At 49.3% G+C, this 18517-nt stretch carries 16 protein-coding genes and 1 pseudogene; 8 read left to right on the top strand and 9 right to left on the bottom strand.

Features of this window, described 5'->3' with window-relative positions; genetic code table 11:
* Positions 1-82: 82 nt before the first annotated feature.
* The gene (locus tag WFJ73_RS15070) at positions 83-1126 is read right to left on the bottom strand and encodes an oxidoreductase (RefSeq protein WP_336773846.1); all 1044 of its coding nucleotides are present in this window, start codon (positions 1124-1126) and stop codon (positions 83-85) included.
* A 204-nt stretch (positions 1127-1330) separates the two neighbouring features.
* On the opposite strand from WFJ73_RS15070, the gene WFJ73_RS15065 reads away from it, so the two are divergent.
* A complete protein-coding gene (locus tag WFJ73_RS15065; protein WP_336773845.1) occupies positions 1331-2101 on the top strand; it encodes a DeoR/GlpR family DNA-binding transcription regulator in 771 nt (256 codons plus the stop codon).
* A gap of 43 nt (positions 2102-2144) precedes the next feature.
* Here the strand turns inward: WFJ73_RS15065 and WFJ73_RS15060 are convergent, their stop codons facing one another.
* Positions 2145-2999, bottom strand: a complete 855-nt coding sequence (locus tag WFJ73_RS15060) for a helix-turn-helix domain-containing protein (RefSeq protein ID WP_336773844.1) — start codon at positions 2997-2999, stop codon at positions 2145-2147.
* 121 nt (positions 3000-3120) lie between these two features.
* Here WFJ73_RS15060 and WFJ73_RS15055 point away from each other — a divergent pair, with 121 nt between their 5' ends.
* Positions 3121-5451, top strand: coding sequence for a beta-galactosidase (locus tag WFJ73_RS15055; protein ID WP_336773843.1), 2331 nt, complete (start codon positions 3121-3123; stop codon positions 5449-5451).
* Between the two features lie 58 nt (positions 5452-5509).
* Here WFJ73_RS15055 and WFJ73_RS15050 read toward each other — a convergent pair whose 3' ends face one another.
* The 6 genes from WFJ73_RS15050 to WFJ73_RS15025 all read right to left on the bottom strand — a co-directional run bounded on the left by WFJ73_RS15050 (position 5510) and on the right by WFJ73_RS15025 (position 10380).
* Positions 5510-6367, bottom strand: coding sequence for a sugar phosphate isomerase/epimerase family protein (locus tag WFJ73_RS15050; RefSeq protein ID WP_336773842.1), 858 nt, complete (start codon positions 6365-6367; stop codon positions 5510-5512).
* Positions 6368-6471: 104 nt separating this feature from the next.
* On the bottom strand, positions 6472-7215 hold the full coding sequence (locus tag WFJ73_RS15045) for a sugar phosphate isomerase/epimerase family protein (RefSeq protein WP_336773841.1): 744 nt from the start codon (positions 7213-7215) through the stop codon (positions 6472-6474).
* Positions 7216-7233: 18 nt separating this feature from the next.
* Positions 7234-8238: a zinc-dependent alcohol dehydrogenase gene (locus WFJ73_RS15040; protein ID WP_336773840.1), complete on the bottom strand. Its 1005-nt coding sequence runs from the start codon at positions 8236-8238 to the stop codon at positions 7234-7236.
* Positions 8231-9148, bottom strand: a complete 918-nt coding sequence (locus tag WFJ73_RS15035; RefSeq protein WP_336773839.1) for an AraC family transcriptional regulator — start codon at positions 9146-9148, stop codon at positions 8231-8233. The genes WFJ73_RS15040 and WFJ73_RS15035 overlap by 8 nt, the downstream gene beginning before the upstream one ends.
* A 193-nt stretch (positions 9149-9341) precedes the next feature.
* Positions 9342-9899: an AAA family ATPase gene (locus WFJ73_RS15030; protein WP_336773838.1), complete on the bottom strand. Its 558-nt coding sequence runs from the start codon at positions 9897-9899 to the stop codon at positions 9342-9344.
* Positions 9892-10380: a DinB family protein gene (locus WFJ73_RS15025; RefSeq protein WP_336773837.1), complete on the bottom strand. Its 489-nt coding sequence runs from the start codon at positions 10378-10380 to the stop codon at positions 9892-9894. Before WFJ73_RS15025 ends, WFJ73_RS15030 begins: the two co-directional genes overlap by 8 nt.
* Positions 10381-10602: 222 nt before the next feature.
* On the opposite strand from WFJ73_RS15025, the gene WFJ73_RS15020 reads away from it, so the two are divergent.
* The 4 genes from WFJ73_RS15020 (at position 10603) to WFJ73_RS15005 (ending at position 15838) form a co-directional block, all read left to right on the top strand.
* The gene (locus tag WFJ73_RS15020) at positions 10603-12366 is read left to right on the top strand and encodes a glycoside hydrolase family 2 protein (protein WP_336773836.1); all 1764 of its coding nucleotides are present in this window, start codon (positions 10603-10605) and stop codon (positions 12364-12366) included.
* A gap of 49 nt (positions 12367-12415) precedes the next feature.
* Positions 12416-13498: a Gfo/Idh/MocA family protein gene (locus tag WFJ73_RS15015; RefSeq protein ID WP_127491806.1), complete on the top strand. Its 1083-nt coding sequence runs from the start codon at positions 12416-12418 to the stop codon at positions 13496-13498.
* 116 nt (positions 13499-13614) lie between these two features.
* Positions 13615-14535: a helix-turn-helix transcriptional regulator gene (locus tag WFJ73_RS15010; RefSeq protein ID WP_336773835.1), complete on the top strand. Its 921-nt coding sequence runs from the start codon at positions 13615-13617 to the stop codon at positions 14533-14535.
* 409 nt (positions 14536-14944) lie between these two features.
* Positions 14945-15838, top strand: a complete 894-nt coding sequence (locus tag WFJ73_RS15005) for an EamA family transporter (RefSeq protein WP_336773834.1) — start codon at positions 14945-14947, stop codon at positions 15836-15838.
* A gap of 4 nt (positions 15839-15842) precedes the next feature.
* On the opposite strand, the pseudogene WFJ73_RS15000 reads toward WFJ73_RS15005, so the two are convergent.
* Positions 15843-16032: pseudogene (locus WFJ73_RS15000) on the bottom strand (aminoglycoside phosphotransferase family protein); the annotation flags it as partial.
* Between the two features lie 673 nt (positions 16033-16705).
* Between WFJ73_RS15000 and WFJ73_RS14995 the strand changes: the two are divergent.
* Both WFJ73_RS14995 and WFJ73_RS14990 read left to right on the top strand, forming a co-directional pair.
* Positions 16706-16936: a hypothetical protein gene (locus WFJ73_RS14995; protein WP_336773833.1), complete on the top strand. Its 231-nt coding sequence runs from the start codon at positions 16706-16708 to the stop codon at positions 16934-16936.
* A gap of 146 nt (positions 16937-17082) precedes the next feature.
* Positions 17083-18501, top strand: a complete 1419-nt coding sequence (locus tag WFJ73_RS14990; protein WP_336773832.1) for an MFS transporter — start codon at positions 17083-17085, stop codon at positions 18499-18501.
* Positions 18502-18517: the final 16 nt, after the last annotated feature.

Here is an 18517-nt window from a genome sequence, read left to right as displayed (position 1 = left end):
GTAAAAAAGTGGTTTCATCCTATTCGCTAAAAAAATGCCCGGCCTTAGAATTTGATCATCCTCATGCCAGGCACTTCATCTTTTATTGGAAAGGCAAAGCCTTCTTCTCCGCGCTGCTTTGAATGGCCAGCTCAATGAGCTTAATCGTGTCTCTGGCATCTTCGGCCGCAACGGGTACAGGTTTATTCGCCGTAATCGCCTGAACTATACCCTCGTAGAAGCGTTCATAGCTTCCCTGCAGCGTCTTCACCTTGCTGGTCTCGGCCTTGCCGTCAACCGTTACCGTTAGCTCGCCGTACCATTCTTCCTGATCCATGCCCCACTCCGGCTGGCCCGGCAAGCCGCCTTTGCGCAGCATGTCCTCCTGCGAATCCAGGCCGTATTTGATAAAGCTGCCCTTGCTGCCATGCACCTGGAACTTGGGACCATGCCGCAACACAAGCGAACCGCTGTGCAGGATAATTCTTTTCGTGCCGTAGCTCAGGATCAAGTGGAAATAATCCGTCACCTCGGAGCCTGCTCTTTGCGCCATAAGATCGGCATATACGGTATCGGGCTTCCCGAACAAGTGCAGCGCCTGGTCGATCAAATGCGATCCCAAGTCGTACAGCATGCCCGAACCCGGACCAGCCGTTTCTCGCCATCTATTGGATACTTCCGGACGGTAACGGTCATAATGCGCTTCGTAGGATGCGATCTCTCCCAGCTCTCCAGCCTCGATAAGGCCTTTGACGGTGAGAAAATCGTTATCCCACCTGCGATTCTGGTAGACGCTGAGCAGCTTGTCTTGTTTCCTTGCCGTCTCGATCAGATCGTCCGCTTCTTCCGACGAAATAACAAACGGCTTCTCCACAACAACATGTTTGCCCGCAAGCAAGGCTTGCTTCGCAAAGGTATAATGCGTCTGGTTAGGCGATGTAATCACAACCAGATCGATGCTTTCGTCGGCCAGCAGCTCCGCAAGCGAGGCGATAACCTCCACATCCGGCAAGTGTTGACCTACCTTTTCGGGATTGCTCGACACGACCTTAACAATCTCCATCCCTTCAACCGACTGTATTATCGGAGCATGGAAAACCTGGCCCGATAGCCCGAAGCCTACTAATCCGACTTTAACAATACTCATGACTTGCACTCCCTCTCCGCTCTGTTCTATCTCCACCAGTATAAAAGATGAAATGCGGTATATCAACGCCAATTTAATTGTTACACTTAATTTAGTAATTATAACAAATATATAACCGCTATTTCTGCAAGCGAAACATGCAGATTGCTTGTCATTAAAAAGTATCGTTGCTTATAATAGAGAAAAGACATAAAAGGTGGGCAAATGATGACGCAAGAGGAACGGATTAAATCAATCGTTGATTATATGAAGCTGAACCGGAATATTAGCATGGAGGATATTTGCACCTTATACGAAGTATCCTACGATACCGCAAGGCGCGATCTGGTCAAGATGGAAGCGGATGGCCTGATTGTCCGCGTGCGGGGCGGAGCGATTCTCTCGTCCATGACCAGATCGGTGAGCAGCTACAAAGACAGATTAACCGAAGCAGGAAGCAAGCGTTCCATCGCGATGACGGCCGCCTCCCTTATCCGGGACGGAGAGTATGTCATGCTGGATACCGGAACCACAACGCAATATGTCGCCGAGTTTATGTCCACAACGGAAAATGTGGTTGTCACGAACTCGATCGACGTTGCCGGCGTGCTCTGCGACAAGCCGCAGATTGCTACCCATTTACTTGGAGGCATGCTGAATTCCTGGCACCGGTACGCCTTTGGGCCGCGCACGGTCGAGATGCTGAACGACATCCGGGTAGACAAGCTTTTTCTCGGCACATGCGGCATTACAACCGAGGGTTTGTTCACCCCTACGGAGGAAGAAGCGTATCTTAAGCGAGAAATGATCAAACGGGCGAATCAGGTCATTATGCTGGCCGATTCGGCCAAATTCGATAAAAGCCTGTTTCACCGCGTATGCGCGTTTGACGCTATCGATCTGCTTATTACGGACGTTAATCCTCCCGCTCCTTTCGCTAAGCTGCTGCAAGACCACAATATAGAAGTAATTGTTGCTTCCCCATTGCCTAAATGAACGAAAAAGCGGCTGTGCAATCTCGCACGGCCGCTTTTTCGTTCTATTTTCTTATAGCAGCGGGCTGCTCGCGCCTTCTGTACATCGAAGGGGTCTCGCCAAAGGTCTCCTTAAATTTGCGTGTAAAATAAATCGTGCAGTCAAACCCAACGTCCGAGGCGATCTCCGTTACCTGCCGGTTTGTCCCCGTCAGCAGCTGGGCCGCTTTCTCCAGCCGGATTTTACATAAAACATTCAGAACCGTATCCCCTACCTGCTCTTTGAACAAATGAGAGAGCCGCGAGGTGGACAAGCAGCTTTTCCTCGCCAGCTCCGGCAGGCTGATCCTTTGGGCAGGGAACAGCTGAAGCTCCCTTAGAATCTGAGCAATTCTCGGATCCATCGTAACGGAACTCTCCGCCGGGCAAGTCTGCTGAATATAGATCAGCGTCTCCTCCAGCGTCATTTCCGCCAGACGTCGGTGCAGCCCCGAGCTTCCCGCTGAAGCCTCATGCCGAACCATCCGCACTAACGCTTCGTGAATGCTGTCGCGAGATTCCCCCTCCCCCACATGCCGGAAGAAAAACTGCTTATCCGAACCGGGCAGCCTTAGCCACGTGCTCCATTCCGGATCCGGGATAAAATGAACCCAAATAAATTCCCATGACGACCCTTTTGTTCCGTAGTGGTGAGGAATACCCGGCATAAGCACGGCAACATCCCCAGCTCGGCACGTAACGGTGCTTTGGTTGTTCTTTTGAACCTGCCCTTCGCCGGAGACGGTATACATCAACAGCCAATCTCTGCTGCCCGAGGGACGCTGGATGGCATAATCAGCAGTTTCGTTATAATAACCCGCAATTAAAATCCCGTATGGGCGTTCATTATAAATAGCATAATCGGTTTGTTTTTTAGCCATATCAGCTCTACCTCGCAGTCTAGCGATTGCCCTACAATTAAAGAAAATTGCAGCATCTATAAAATTATCGAAACAGTAGAATTCATCGCTACGAACATACCATAAGGAGGCTATACCTGCAATGACCGATATTACCAAGCTTAATCTTACGGACAGCGCGCAAGTAGAGATTCGGCCGGGCAAAATGGGCGGTAAAGGCGGCAGCAGTCCAACAGGAGAATCCTTTGGGTTCACCAATTACTATATGACGAGGAATGGCAAGCCTTTTATTCCCGTCGTTGGCGAGTTTCATTTCTCCCGCTTCTCCTCTCTCCAATGGGAGGAAGAGCTGCTCAAAATGAAAGCCGGCGGCGTTCATATTGTGGCAACCTACGTCTTCTGGAATTTCCACGAGGAGGAAGAAGGCGTATTCGATTGGAGCGGCAGCCGTAACTTGCGTCACTTTATCGATCTATGCGCAAAGCTGGAGTACCCGCTTATTCTGCGGATTGGCCCGTTCTGCCATGGCGAAGTCCGTAACGGCGGCATCCCGGACTGGGTGCTCGCCAAACCGATCGAGATCCGCTCTAACGACCCGGAATATTTAAAGCTTGCCAGAAAGCTGTACCGGGAAATTGCGGTACAAATGAAAGGCAGCCTCTATCAGGAGGGCGGGCCCGTCATCGCCGTTCAGCTTGAGAATGAATTTATGCATTGCGGCGCTCCAAACGAAGCTTGGGGATATAAGACCGGCAAATTCCTGTCTTCCGGAACCGGCGGCAACGAGCATCTGGCAGAGCTCCGCCAAATCGCCGAGGCTGCGGGGATTAAACCTCTATTCTTTACCGCAACGGCTTGGGGCGGAGCTGCCGTTCCGGAGGAAGGCTTCCTCCCGATGCTGGCCGGCTACGCCTACACGTCCTGGATTCCGAATCAACCGCCAAGCCGGGAGTTTATGTTCCGGGACCTGCGCGTTGTACCGGCTGAACCCGTTAACTTTGATACCAACGAATATCCTGTCGCTTATTGCGAGATGGCCGGCGGCATGCAGGTCAGCTATAACGCCCGCCCTTCCGTTCCCGCTGCCAGCATTGAAGCGATGACGCTTGTGAAGCTTGCAAGCGGCAGCAACCTGGTCGGTTATTACATGTACCACGGCGGCTCTAACCCGGTCGGCAGAAAAGGGTACATGAATGAGCAATTCCTGCCGAAAATCACGTACGACTATCAGTCGCCTCTAGGAGAATTCGGCCGTGTCGGAGAATCGTATGACCGCATTCGCTCCTTGTCCCTTTTCCTGGAATCGTTTGGGTCTATTCTGGCTCCAATGACAACGGTTCTGCCGGATGGCCAATCCGATCTGGAGGTAACCGATACTTCGACGCTCCGGTGGTGCGTAAGACAAAAGGACGGCTCCGGCTTTGCGTTCCTCAACAACTTCCAGGACCAAGTCGATCTGCCGCAGCGTCCGTTCCGCATTGAACTGGAAACAGCCCGCGGCCCGGTCTCTTTCCCGCAGGAAGGAGAAGCTCTGCTGCCGGGCAACACCGGTGTCGTGTTACCGTTCAACCTTGACCTTTTTGGCATTACCTTGATCAGTTCAACCGCCCAACTGCTGACGGAAGTACAAGCCTCCGATGGCGAGCGGATTATTTTCTTCTACGCCCATGATGGCTTGGCACCCGAGTATGTAGTTGCTAAAGCCCCCTTGTCCGGCATTGACATTCATGACGGTCAAGTCAGCGAAGCCGGCGACAGCTACGTTATTCGCCCGGCAGTTGGCAGAAACAAGGGAATTTCGTTCCGGACGACAGACGGCAAGCCGGTCCGCTTTATGACGCTTTCCCGCCAGGATGCGCTGCAGACCTACCGTTTCGATCTATCGGGACAATCTACGGTCGCAATCAGCAGCTGTCCCGTTGTTGCCCATCATAACCAGCTCGTATTTACTTCGCCAGGCAGCACGGCATGCAAAGTGTCCCTGTTCCCGGCACCAATGCCTGAGCTTATCGCAAATAACGGAATGGCTGTTAAGCTTGAGACGGTGGGCTTGTTCCATACGTATTCAATCGAGGTTCCCGCCTATACGCCGGAGATCGCTGTCACGAGGCCTTCCGACCACACAGCACTGCTGCAATTCGCCGGCAATGATTGGCCTTCCCATGTAGAGGATGTATGGCTCGAAATCGATTACGACGGCGATGTCGCCCAAGCGTTCCTGAACGGCAAACTTCTGACCGACCATATTCATTTCGGCAAAACCTGGAGCATTGGCTTAAAAGATTTCTACACCCAGCTGGAGCAATCTACGCTGCATCTGACTATTACACCGCTGCGCAAAGGAACGGTGCATACGTTTATTAACCAGGCGCAGGTTGAAAGATTCGAAGGCGTCGAAATTGCGGTCTTCCACCGGATCGAGATTATCCCGCATTATCGGGTAGCCTTGCTTCCGCTTCCGGCAGCCAAATAAACAAACAAAGGGATCATCACTTCATTGTGATGATCCCTTTGTTCTATTTCCCTATTATCTATTTTCCTATTTCCGACCAAAGCCTTCTGGCCGTTCTCATAAAGAACTTCGATTGCTCCCAACGGTCGCTTATTTCATGGTTACGTCCGGCGTATTCATCCGTTGTTATCGCATAGGAAGGCGGACCCAGCTCCACGACAAAAGGCAGCACATCCCCCGCTCCCGCTTTCGACTGCCAATTTTTCATGCCCGAGCTCCACCAACGCTCGAAATGCTGCAGCATTGGATGCTCGCCGTTGCTCCCCACGTCAATCTGCACCTGCTCGCCGTTGGATACCCTCGCATGGAAAGCCGCGCTGCGGGTCAGAACGGTCTGGATCAGCTGCTCCGCTTCATCGGATATCGTATGAAGCTCTCCAGCCACCACATAATGAGACAGATCAATCGTCAAACGAAGAGACTGAAGCGCCTTAATATAATCCACCGTCCGCAGCAAATCCTGGGTAATCGTACCGCGGTGAGTCTCGATAAATACCGGAATTCCGGCATGACGCGATAAGGCATCCATGGAGCTGAGCAGTTGAACGGCTGGCTCGTTGATGAGGAAAGGCGTCAGAACTTGCGCGTTAATATGCTGAATGCCGCCGTATTCTTTCGCCTTGGTTAGAAACTGATCCATGTCCTGAGCCGTTTTCGGGTACGCATTTACGCTAAAGGACAAATCGTAACGCTCCAGAAGACGTCTCCATTTCTCCTCGTCCTGCGGAGCCGGGATAAATCCGTTTATACCGTCAAAGCCCGCTTCCGCAATCATCTCTACCTGTTCCTCAACGCTTCGCCCCTTCGCGGCCGCAAGGCCCGACATTCCCCACCATGACATCTGCACGTCAAGCTTCGGATCCAACGATTCCTTCACAAACTCTCCTCCTAAATAAACATATAGTCTAGTATAGGGAATCGCCGGAAGGAGAGGCAGTAACGATCCTGCTATCAACTCGTTTAATCCTGCTACTCGATTTACTATTTGGTCAAGTTGCCGTAACTGATCGCCAGACTTTCAAGCGGATCTCTGCGGCACAAATCCTGTTCAACCACAAGCCACTTTGTCCCAATCTCCTCTGCCGCTTGGAAGATGGAATGAAAATCCAACACCCCTTCGCCGATCTCCGCAAAGAATGCTTCTTCACCAGCCTCCGCATCCTTGATATGCAGCAACGGACAACGGTCACGAAGCTTAAGCAGATATTCTGCCGGATTTAAGCCCCCGCGATGAACCCAATACGTATCGAGCTCCATTTTTACATGGCAAGGATCGGTCTCCCGCAGCAAAATATCGAGTATATATTCGCCGTCAAATTTCCTGAATTCCCAATCATGATTATGGTATAACAGCTGCACGCCTCTTCGACTTAATCGGGTACCAATTTCATTCAGCTTACCAGCCTTGCCAAGTAAATCTTCCTTTGATTCGAAGCCAAGGGACAGGGCGACATACTTCTCCGCGTCTACCTTCTCCAAATAATCAACCACACTGTCCGGATCCGATTCAAGCTGCTCCAGCGAAGTATGGCATCCGATCACTTTTAACCCAAGCTGGTCCAGAAGCAGTTTTTGTTCGGCAACGGTAATTCCCTCAGGCGGCGGCCCAAGCTCAATAGCTTTATAGCCGATGTCCGCTATTTTTCTTAATGTTCCCCTGTAATCCTTGTTCAGTTGATCACGGACGGTGTAAGGCTGTACGGCGACTGGAAGGTTAGGCATCATTATTAAACCTCCTTTAATTTAGGACCAATCGAATAATACTCCGTGATAATGATCCTTGTCGTTCCTAAGCCCTTCGTAGGCTTGAACGGCTTGTTCCGGCTTTAGTATATGACTGATTAAAGGCTCAATTGCCAACTTCTTGCGTTTCATAAGCTCAAATATGATTTCGGAATTCCGGGTTAAAGAATGCTTCACAAACGCACCCTGCTCCACCGGGAATCTCCACTCATGAGCACCTTTTAACGTCATGCAGCCTTGTCCGTCCAAATGAACATAGTTCAGCAGCTCCGTTATATTGCCTTGATATTCGCCCCGCGGGCTTCCGAGCAGCACAACCTCGCCGTATTTCGCGACCCAAGGCAGTCCTTCCGTTACCACCTTCGGAATTCCGGTGGCATCTATTAACGTCGACACTCCTCTTCCGCCTGTTATCTCGTTTATACGCTCATGAACCTTAGGGCCTGACGGGAAAGTATACGCGATTCCGGCTGCTGTCGCCGCCTCCAGCCGAGGCCCCGATAAATCGATTCCGATCACGGAAGCGCCTTGCAGAGAGGCTAATTGCGCGGCCATATTCCCGATAAGACCTAAGCCGGTTACGGCCACATAGTCTCCAAGCTCAATCTCGGATACCCGAAGTGACGTTATCGCTACGGAAGCCATCCGGGTGAACGGCACCCAGTGGAGCGGCAGCTCTGACGGCGCTTTCAAAAGTATTCCGCCTAAGGAAATGACCGAGTACAGGCTATGATCTCCATAGTGAAACACATAGTCGCCCGGCTTAAAGCCCTGCACCTCTTCACCAATCTCAATCACTTCGCTTACGGAAGAATAGCCGGGAATCCCAGGCATCGCAAACCAGCCTTCATTACCCGATAAACAGGCCAGCTCCGTTCCCGGACTGATTAAGGTAAATCTCTTCTTTACCAACAACTCGTGCTTTCCCAGCTTTTCTATATGGAAGGCATCCTCATGAACCTCGACCTGCCATGGAGCGGTAAAGACGATTTTCTTGTTATTCATTTGTAATCTCCTCCTTGGACATAGCTCTGCCGCTTGTCGAATAGGTCTCAATAAACTGACTGGCTGTCAAACCTGTAATGGCTTTGAATGTTCTGCTGAACGCATGGATGGATGCAAAGCCAGCCGTTTCCGATATTTGAGTAATAGAGAGGTTACTCTCAAGCAGCTTTCTTTTTGCTTCCTCGATCCGAACATAAGTGGCGTATTTATGAATAGTAACTCCCAACTGCTCCTTAAAGAGGTACGATAAGTGATTGGTCGATACCCCAGCCTGCCGGCTGATTTGTTCCAGGTCTAACCGGGGATTGGCAAACTCCTGTTGAATATAAAGAACGGCTTTTTCGATAGATGCCCAGCCTTTTGTCTTCTTGCCTTTCCCTTCGTAGGACTCATGCTGATTTCTTAAGAAGTAAATGAGCAGCTCCAGCGCCAGCGACTTCATAAACAGCTGATGGTAGGGGCGTTTGCTCAGAAACTCCTGGTGAAGGATATGAAATCTTTTGTGCACCTCTAGTCTATGGGCAGGATGAATGAACGAAATAGGATACAGCGATGATAACAGCTCTTCTTCCGGCTTAATCTGGACTTGCTGCCCTTTGGAAACGCCGGTCTCCTGCCATTTGCTCTGATCCTCCCAATGGAATAAATCGAAATGAAAGATGTATTGAACCAAAGGCTCACACGACACGGACCGGATAAAATGGAGCTTCATCGGCGGAAACAGGATAGCTTCCCCTGCCTTTAACCGATACTGGACGCCATCCAGCAGGATCTCCGCTTCTCCTTGTTCGATGTAGGTATACACGTGATCGTAATCTACCCATTCGCCCACAAGGTAGTCCGATCTCGTTATTTTTACAGAGCGGACAAAGGGCGACAGCCGCTCCATTCCGGCGATGTTACGTTCCATAATAGCCTCCGTTTGAAAAGGGGTTTTAACTGTTTCCGAGTACTCGTTAAACCTATCTTATTGAATTTTTAACGCGAAGTCTTTAAATAGGAAAACGTTTTTTTAACCGTAACACCGATTATTGCATAAGTGTCCGTTGCGAACGCAAAAAAGCCGCGATGCGATGCACGCGGCTTTTTGACCCTCTATTTCCTTATATGGAGCGAATTCGCTTCAGTAAATCAACATAATCGAACCCTGCTGCCGTATCGACCTCAACGACCGTTCCGCCAATAGACAGTGGCGCAAGCTTCTCGTTTAACACCCGTTCCTTGTTGCCTGGCTGCTCAATCCATCCCTTGTCGTTATGACCCTTATGCCGATCCGCTGATCCCATACGCGCATAATAGCGTTCCAGGAGCACCTGTCCATCAGCTGTGCACATGATTTGGAAGGACTCGAAGTCATACTCCCGCTTCAGCTTAAGAAACTCCGCGCTTCTTAAGTCCGGACGGCCGAAGAAGCCTTCGATAACAAGCGATTGCCCGGCAGCCAGCAGCGTACCCGCGAAGGAATAAAGAAAAGTAAAAGCGGCCGGCGCCAAGAGCGGCGGAGAGCCATGCGTATCGCAATCCAGAGCATCAAACAGAGTCTCGTAGATCCCGTCCCGGGATAGCAAGGGAAGCCTCAAATCCTCGGAAAGCCGTTTGGCGAGCGTTGTTTTACCGGCGCCCGGGAATCCGTTCACTATAATAACCGTTGGTTTATTCATCCGCCGAAGGACCATAGAGGCCGGGCACCGGAATATCCAAAAGCCGCAAATATACCCCAAGCTGCGCACGGTGATGAATCATGTGGCTTAAGCCAAAGGAACGAAGCGCCATTGCACGCGGCTGCCGCAGAATAATATGGTCACCGTTTCGCAGGATCCATTCTTCGCTAAGCTTGTTCTCATCGCATTCGGCGATCAAGCCGATAACCTTGGCAACGTTGGCATCGTATTCGGACAGCACGTCTTCGCGCTTTTGCAAGGCCTCCCGCCGCCCCGATACAGTAGACATATCGAGTTCGGGGGAAAGTAAAATAGCGGCCTGCCAGTTCAACAGGTTGATCAAATGCGTGGCAAGCCCTCCCAACGTCATCGATTTTTCATGCGGCTTCCAAGCCATATGCTCGTCAGGCAAGCGCTCCAGAATACGTCGCGTAATCGTCAGTTCATGTTCGGCATCTCCAACAATCAGTTGTTTCATCATCACTCGCTCTCCTTCCGCTTTGAGATAGCACCTTTTTATACTAGCATATTTTGTAAAACTGTATCCATCTCCTAATATCAAATTATTAATTAACTATAATATTAATAAATTAACCTATATATTGACATAAGGACTATCCTTCCACATAATATGAACTAGAATCATCTTGATTTCATTATTAAATTAACCTTACGGTTAACTAAAAGGAGAGAAAAGAAGATTATGGCTAGCACGCACAAGTATGTGAAGGATTATCCGCGTCCGCAGTGGGTACGCGACGAATGGCAATTGTTAAACGGCGAATGGGGCTTCCGCTTCGATGATTCGTTTGAAGGCGAACGCGGCAAATGGTACAGCAAGCTGGATGCGGACCGGACGATTCAAGTCCCGTTTACATACGAGACTAAGGCTAGCGGCATTGGCGAGGAGACATTCCATCCATGCGTATGGTATGAGCGAAATGTCGAAATCCCGGCAGAAACGGGAGACAAACGCGTTATCCTCCATTTCCAGGCCGTTGATTATTTGGCTAAGCTGTGGGTAAACGGGGTGTATATCGGCTCGCATGAAGGCGGATATGCGGCATTCTCCTTCGATATTACGGATGCCGTGCTGGTTGGCGGAGATAACCGCATCACGCTCCGCGTCGAAGACAGCAACAGCACGATGCAGCCGCGCGGCAAGCAGCGCTGGATCGAGAAGAACTACGGCTGCTGGTATGTGCAGACAACCGGCATCTGGCAGTCCGTCTGGCTGGAATATGTCGACGGCAACCATGTGAACAGAGCTAAAATTACGCCAAAGCTGGAAGAAGCAGCGGTTACGTTTGAATACGAGCTTGGAAGCACGGTACGTTCCTTCGACGGCTTGACGCTCCAAACCGTTATTCGTTACGACGGAAACCTGATCCGCTCCTCGGAAACCAATGTTGACCGCAAGTTTTTGAATGTCGAGCTAAGCGTCATGAACGACGTGAATGAATGGAAAATTCATTCCTGGCATCCGAATCATCCGAATTTGTACGATGTGGAAGTTATTCTGAAGAAGGACGGCCAGCCGGTAGACACCGTATACTCCTACTTCGGCATGCGCCGCATCCAGATTAAAGGCGACCGCATCCTGCTCAACAAGCAGCCGCTCTACCAACGCCTTCTGCTCGATCAAGGCTATTGGGAAGATACGCATCTGACTCCGCCTTCCGAAGAAGCCATTATTGAGGATATCGATAAAACGCTGGCGCTTGGCTTCAACGGCGTGCGTAAGCATCAGAAGCTCGAGGATCCGAGATACCTGTATTGGGCGGACCGCAAAGGCCTTCTCGTCTGGTCGGAGATTGCCGCCACTTACGAATTCGGAGATGATGCCGTAGACAGGTTCACGAAGGAATGGATGGAAGTTGTCCGCCAGCATTACAACCACCCTTCCATTGTGACGTGGGTACCGTTTAACGAATCATGGGGAATCGGACAAATCTTCACCGATCGGAAGCAGCAGCAATTCACCGAATCGATCTATCACCTGACCAAATCCTACGATCAAATGAGACCTGTAGTCGTGAACGACGGCTGGGAGCATACGATTTCGGATATTATTACGCTTCATGATTACGAGGAGCTTGGTCCCGTTCTTGAAGCCAGATACAAAGACAAGGATGCGCTGCTCAGCAACGACTTCGCGCATGACAAACATCGCTATCCGTTCGCTAACGGGTACAGCTACAAAGGCCAGCCGGTGATCATCAGCGAATACGGCGGCATCGCATTTACAAGCGAATCCGGTTGGGGTTACGGCAACCAAGTAAAAAATGAAGAAGAATTTTTGGCCCGTTATGAAGGAATTACCCAAGCAATCAAGAATCTCGATTATGTAAGCGGATTCTGCTACACGCAAATTACGGACGTGCAGCAAGAGGTTAACGGCTTGCTTACGATTAACCGGGAGCCTAAGATTGCTATGGAGAAGATCAGAAAAATCAATCTGCAGTAAAGTTCGGCTTCCAATGACCACAGTTCATGAGAAGGCAGGGATTAGATTCATGTCAAAAATGCAACGTATTGGCATTATCGGCAGCGGCGGTATCGCTTCTGCTCACGTAAGAGCCTACAAACAGCTTCACGATGTTGAGATTGTCGCCGTTGCCGATGTTATTCCGGGTAAAGCGGATCAATTCGTTACGCGCGAGCAATTGCCGGGCGCCATCGGTTTCGATGATCATCGCAGGCTCCTTGAGCTTGATCTGGACGGGGTCAGCATCTGTACGCCAAATGCCTCCCATCACGTAACAACCGTTGACGCGCTGCGCGCAGGCAAAAATGTCCTGCTCGAAAAGCCGATGTCCGTTACCTTGGACGAAGCGATTGATATGGTTCAAGTCGCTAACGAAACGGGAAATATGCTGACAATCGGTTTTCAGCCTCGTTACGACCCTAACATGAAGGTCGTTAACGAAATCGTCCAATCCGGCAAACTCGGCAAGGTCTATTACGTGGAGACCGGCGGCGGCCGCAGACGCGGCATGCCTGGCGGCACGTTTATCAGCAAGCAGCTCGCCGGAGCCGGCGCTATGGCGGATATCGGCTGCTACTCGCTCGATATGGCGCTTAATGCGCTTGGTTATCCAAAGCCGCTTACGGTATCGGCATATACATCCAATTATTTCGGCACTAATCCCGTTCATCATCCGGAAGCGAGCAAATTCGAAGTTGAAGATTTTGGAGTAGCGCTTGTACGCTTCGAGAATGATCTGGTGCTTCAATTCAAGATCTCTTGGGCCATGCATATGGATACGCTTGGCTCCACCATGTTCCTTGGAACGGAAGGCGGACTTAAAGTAAATCCTTACGGCACGGGCAATTGGTCCGGCGTATGGGATGGCCGCGTCGGCGAAATGAAGCTGTTCCATGATTTTATGGGCAAACAGACCGAGACGCCGATTCCGGTTACGAACACCGACCTTAACCTCTTCAACGAGAAGGTGCGGGATTTCTCCGAAGCCGTGCGCGAAGGACGCCCTGCCCCTATTCCGGGTTCGCAGATCGTCATTCAGCAAGCCATTATCGATGGAGTGCTCCGCTCCTCCGCCGCCAAACGCGAGGTTGCAATCGAGCTTCCATTCTAATGCTTGACCTAAATAGCCTTGGCCGTAACTGGTCAAGGCTATTTATTTTATAGACAAAACGAATCCCCTTGCACTACGATCTTAACAGCGCAATACAATGGGGCGGTGATGTATTCTTGAAACTGGAAAGATTGATATCGATCATCTATATGCTGCTTAATAACGAAGTCGTATCCGCATCGGAATTGTCTTGCAAATACGGCGTTTCGCAAAGAACCATTTACAGGGACATCGAGGCGATCTGCGCGGCAGGCATCCCGGTTGTCTCCTATCAGGGCGTTAACGGCGGATACGGCATTATGAAGGAATACAAGATGGACAAAAGCCTGCTCAGTTCGGATGACATCGCCTCTCTAATTACCCTTCTCAAGAGCACGACTACTTTATTCGAGGACGAGCGGGTTCAGGAGACGATTCATCGACTGAAGACCGTTCAGGCCGATAACGGCAAAGCCCCAAGCCTGACGATGGATCTCGGCAGCTGGAGATCGTACACGGCGCATCTTCGCACTCTCCACTCCGCCATTAACGGCCGTCAGCTTGTCCGCTTCCATTACATGAATGCGAAGGACGAACGTCAGGACCGAGTAGTCGAGCCCGTTAGTCTTCTGCTTAAATACGACGCCTGGTATTTGTACGGCTACTGCCGCTCCAGGGATGACTATCGGGTGTTTAAGCTAACAAGAATGTCGGAGCTGCTGGCCTTGTCGGAATGCTTCGAGCGGAAGCATAACATCCATACCGAGGATATTTTATCCGGCGGCGGCAATCAGGGGCAGGAGCAGACCAGGCATGCCGTCATTCATTTCACAGGCGGTTCGCTTGCAAGGGTGCTTGATGAATTTTATTTGGATGAGAAGCAGTTTAATGATGACGGTTCTCTTACGCTAACGATCGTTCAGACGATCGACACGGACTGGCTGATTGAAAAGCTGCTTGGCTTTGGCGAGGACGCCTTTGTTCTGGAACCGCCTGCGCTTAGGCAACGAATCAAAGAAAAAATTGGAAAAATGTTAAACCGTTACGAAGAAGTGTGACAGGATGCTGTCATACTTCTTTTTTTATAATGGAAACATTCGTTCGATCAACTTAATCGTAAAGGGAAGTGACTGAGTTGTTAGACCATCCTTTTTTCTTTGAAGAGCAGATGAAACATAAAAGCTGGGAGCTCAAACAAATCGATAAGCATGCTTGGAAGTACGCGCACATGAAACGGAAAAAAATGCGGCTGCCTCTATTCCTGCTGCTTCGCGTCCTCGGAATAATTAAACATTGACAACGCTCGGGATATGTTTTTATACTGGTAACCGAAACGTCAATACTAAAACTCATTAGGGAAGCTGTGGACTTTTCTGGAGAGCAATCTCTATTTTCGCCACACAAAGGCCCGTACTGCCGGTACGCGTCATTTGTGTGGTTTTTTGCGTTCAAAAAAGGAGGATCATCATGAAATTATGGCACTACGCGTTAATCGTATGTTTGGGAGGCTGCTGTTACGGGGTCTTGTCCACCTTTGTAAAACTGGCGTATGCGGCGGGTTTTTCCGTGTCCGCGGTAACCGGCGGCCAGTATCTTTTCGGAGCGGTCCTAAGCTGGCTGATTGTTCTGCTGGTTAACAGGAAAGCGCCAACCCGCAAACAAACCTTAAAACTAATGTTGTCCGGAATACCGTTTGGATTAACGGGCGTTTTTTATTATCAAGCCTTGCAGACACTGAATGCCTCGCTCGCTATCGTCATTTTATTTCAATTCGTTTGGATTGGAACGTTATTGGAGTGGCTGCTGCTTAAGAGAAAGCCGACAAGAAGTAAGCTGATGTCCATAGCGCTCACGCTGATCGGTTCCGTTCTAGCTGCCAACATTCTGTTTCAGGAAAATATGTCGCTGTCATGGACGGGATGCCTGTGGGGATTGCTTGCCGCGTTAACCTTTTCTACCTTTGTGTTTTTGAGCAGCACGGTTGAACCATCAACTCCTCCCCTGTTAAAAAGCGCGCTTCTTTCCACGGGGGGCCTTATAACGATATTTATCGTATTCCCGCCGACCTTTTTATTGGATTGGAATGTTGTAACGGGGCTGCTCCCGTACGGATTAGCGCTAGGCGTATTTGGGGTCGTGCTTCCTCCCCTTCTGTTTTCGATTGGCATGCCGCATGTCGGCTCGGGATTAGGAACGATACTGACCGCATCCGAATTGCCGATTGTCGTGATCCTTTCTTCTATCGTGCTGGCGGAACCAATAAGCTTGCCGCAGTGGATTGGCGTGCTCATTATTTTGAGCGGGATTATCGGCAGCAACCTCCGGTTAAGGAAATCAGACCAGCCGTCCCTAGCCGCTTAGAAGATTCAATAAGCGCGATTTTCCCTTCACCATATATCCAAGTTAGTTACCCAGAAGTCCCGGTGGCATAGCACGAGAGGCAATTTTTCGATACGGGCGAATATCTCGTCTGCCTGCCTATCGATGTCGATGAGCATTTGCCGCACGTGCAGCGAGAATTCGCAGTCTTTCGATCGTATATAATCGTAGACGACCGCCGTAACGCTCCCATTTATTCTGGTTTTTCAACACTATACGGTACTACTTAGATGATGATATCAAAGTTAATTCCTAATTTTGGGAAGACTTTAATGACTTCGTTAAGAAAACGACAGCTCATCATTTAATGGAGCAATGCTCTAGTCGTCCGACACGAGGTGCTTATACTATAAAAAAGCTCCTCTAGAGCGGTTACCCGGCAGCTTTAGAGGAGCAGAAAAAAAGGTTATGTACCTATGGTAGACAAATCAGGCGCGTAATGCCAATTAGAATAAACTAAGAGGGATTAGAATCTACTTATTTTAAGCGATTCGTCGAAACCACCGCTCATTCAGTAGTCTTCAAAGATAATCTCTTCTCACTGCTGCTTTCTCATTTTAATATTCTCAATTCTTTTGGAAAGAAGGGGTAACCGTTACCAAATTACCGCAAGATGAACCGATTGAATTGGAACGATCGGACTGCTATTCACGCAAAGTCAAAGTTTTATAATATCGACGCTTTTTTGGCAGGGAAGAGTTCTCTGTCGGGACTGGATCAGGCCGAGCTTGGTGATGTAGCTGGTCGCACGTTGCTTCATTTGCAATGCCATTTCGGGAAAGATTCGCTATCTTGGGCCAGATTAGGTGCTCGTGTGACAGGGGCGGATTTTTCCGAGGAAGCAATTGCTTGGGCCAAATCATTGAACCAAAGACTGGGCTTGATGTCCGTTTCCTGTGCTCGGACATTTATGACGCCAAGGAGGCGCTTCAAGGAGAGCAGTTCAATATCGTATATACGTCGTATGGTGTTCTGTGCTGGCTTCCTGATTTGACCCGATGGGCGGAGTTAATCAGCACATCCCTAAAGCCTGAAGGTACGTTATATATGGCCGAGCTCCATCCTCTTACTTTTATCTAGTATCATCAATATCCATTCCTGTTGTTTATAGTTATAAACTATAATTATAATACATTTTATATATTAGAACTATAACCCCTTCTGCTTTAAAATACATTTAACAAAAGATCTTGATTAGTGGCATACATTCGACCGGGAGGAGAAGTATGAAGATTTCGGCAAATAAACGCTTAGATCAGACTGACTCTTATCTCGCTATAGTACTTGTTGCTGGGGTAGGTATGTTTCTCACAACCTTAGACTCAGGAATTCTTAACGTTGCGATTTCTTCTCTTGTTCAAGAGTTCCATTCTTCTGTCACAACGGTAGCATGGACCATCTCTCTTTATACTATTGTCATATGCAGCTGTATTGTAGTCTTCGGCAGACTAAGTGACCGTTACGGACGTTTGAAAATTTATTCAATGGGATTAATGTTATTTGCGCTTGCCTCCCTGTTTTGTGCTTTTTCAGAAACTGTGATCCAGCTAATTTCATTTCGAATCTTGCAAGGGATAGGAGCTGCCATGCTTCAGGCAACCTCTGCTGCTCTAATAACAACCTTAGTATCCCCTGTCAAAAAAGGTGAAGCGCTGGGGGCTCTAGCCGCATTCTTCGGACTCGGGCATGTTCTCGGACCTGTAGCGGGTGGAGTCATCTTATCCACAATAGGCTGGAATTGGTTATTTTTGATCAATATCCCTATATGTCTCCTTTGTTTACTTGCATGCCGCTATGTCTTAAAAGGAAAAGCAGTACCGGTAAGCAAAAAAACGCCGTTAAATTTATCCGGTTGCCTTTTGCTTTCAGCCTCTATTTTTTCATTAGTTTATGGATGCTCTCGGTTAGGTTCTCCTCATTCCAGAATGTCTATCAACATTCTGATTTTTGCAATCCTTATGTTCCTGTTTATCCGAAGAGAAAAAAGAGCGGCTAGTCCCATCGTTCCATTATCGTTATTTCAGAATGGTTTTTTCACCGCCTCTTTATATACCATCTTTGCATATGGAGGTGTTACGCGCCTTTGCATGGTTGTTGTACCTTTCTATTTGGAACAAGCACGTTATTATGCCCCTTGGAAATCCGGGTTGGTAAATTTAATGTTACCCTTGGGCCTTGTATTGACCTCTAATATTGCCGGCCGACTAATGAGGAGCTGGGGCACGTTCCGATTAATGACAGTTGGACTTTGCTGTATGTTAGTGCCACTGCTGATTCTTATCTTTTTTCTGCCGAACGGGCAATTACCTATAGTTTGCTCATTGCTTTTTGTTTATGGAGTAGGTGCCGGGCTTTTCCAACCGTCAAACATTGCGGCTATCATGGAAGCCGTAGGGCCCTCGCATCAAGCAACGATTGGATCTGTTCAAAGACTTGCGCAGAACATTGGAATTTCATTGTTCACTGTAGTTACAGCACGATTTCTTCAATCCCCCGCTCATGATATATGGGTAGGCGCACGCAATTCATTCTGCTTGGCAGCCGCGGCCACTTTCCTAGGCATTATGGGGTTTGTTATTATAAAACAATATGAAAAATACAGGCCAGAAAAGGCCGCCGATGTTACCGACAGCACTATAGATTGAGAAACTGACCCTAGGG

Source organism: Paenibacillus sp. MMO-58 (assembly GCF_037146255.1).
Lineage (GTDB): Bacteria > Bacillota > Bacilli > Paenibacillales > Paenibacillaceae > Pristimantibacillus.
The sequence above is the reverse complement of the archived record's forward strand: the minus strand, read 5'-3'. Positions and strand labels throughout refer to the sequence as shown.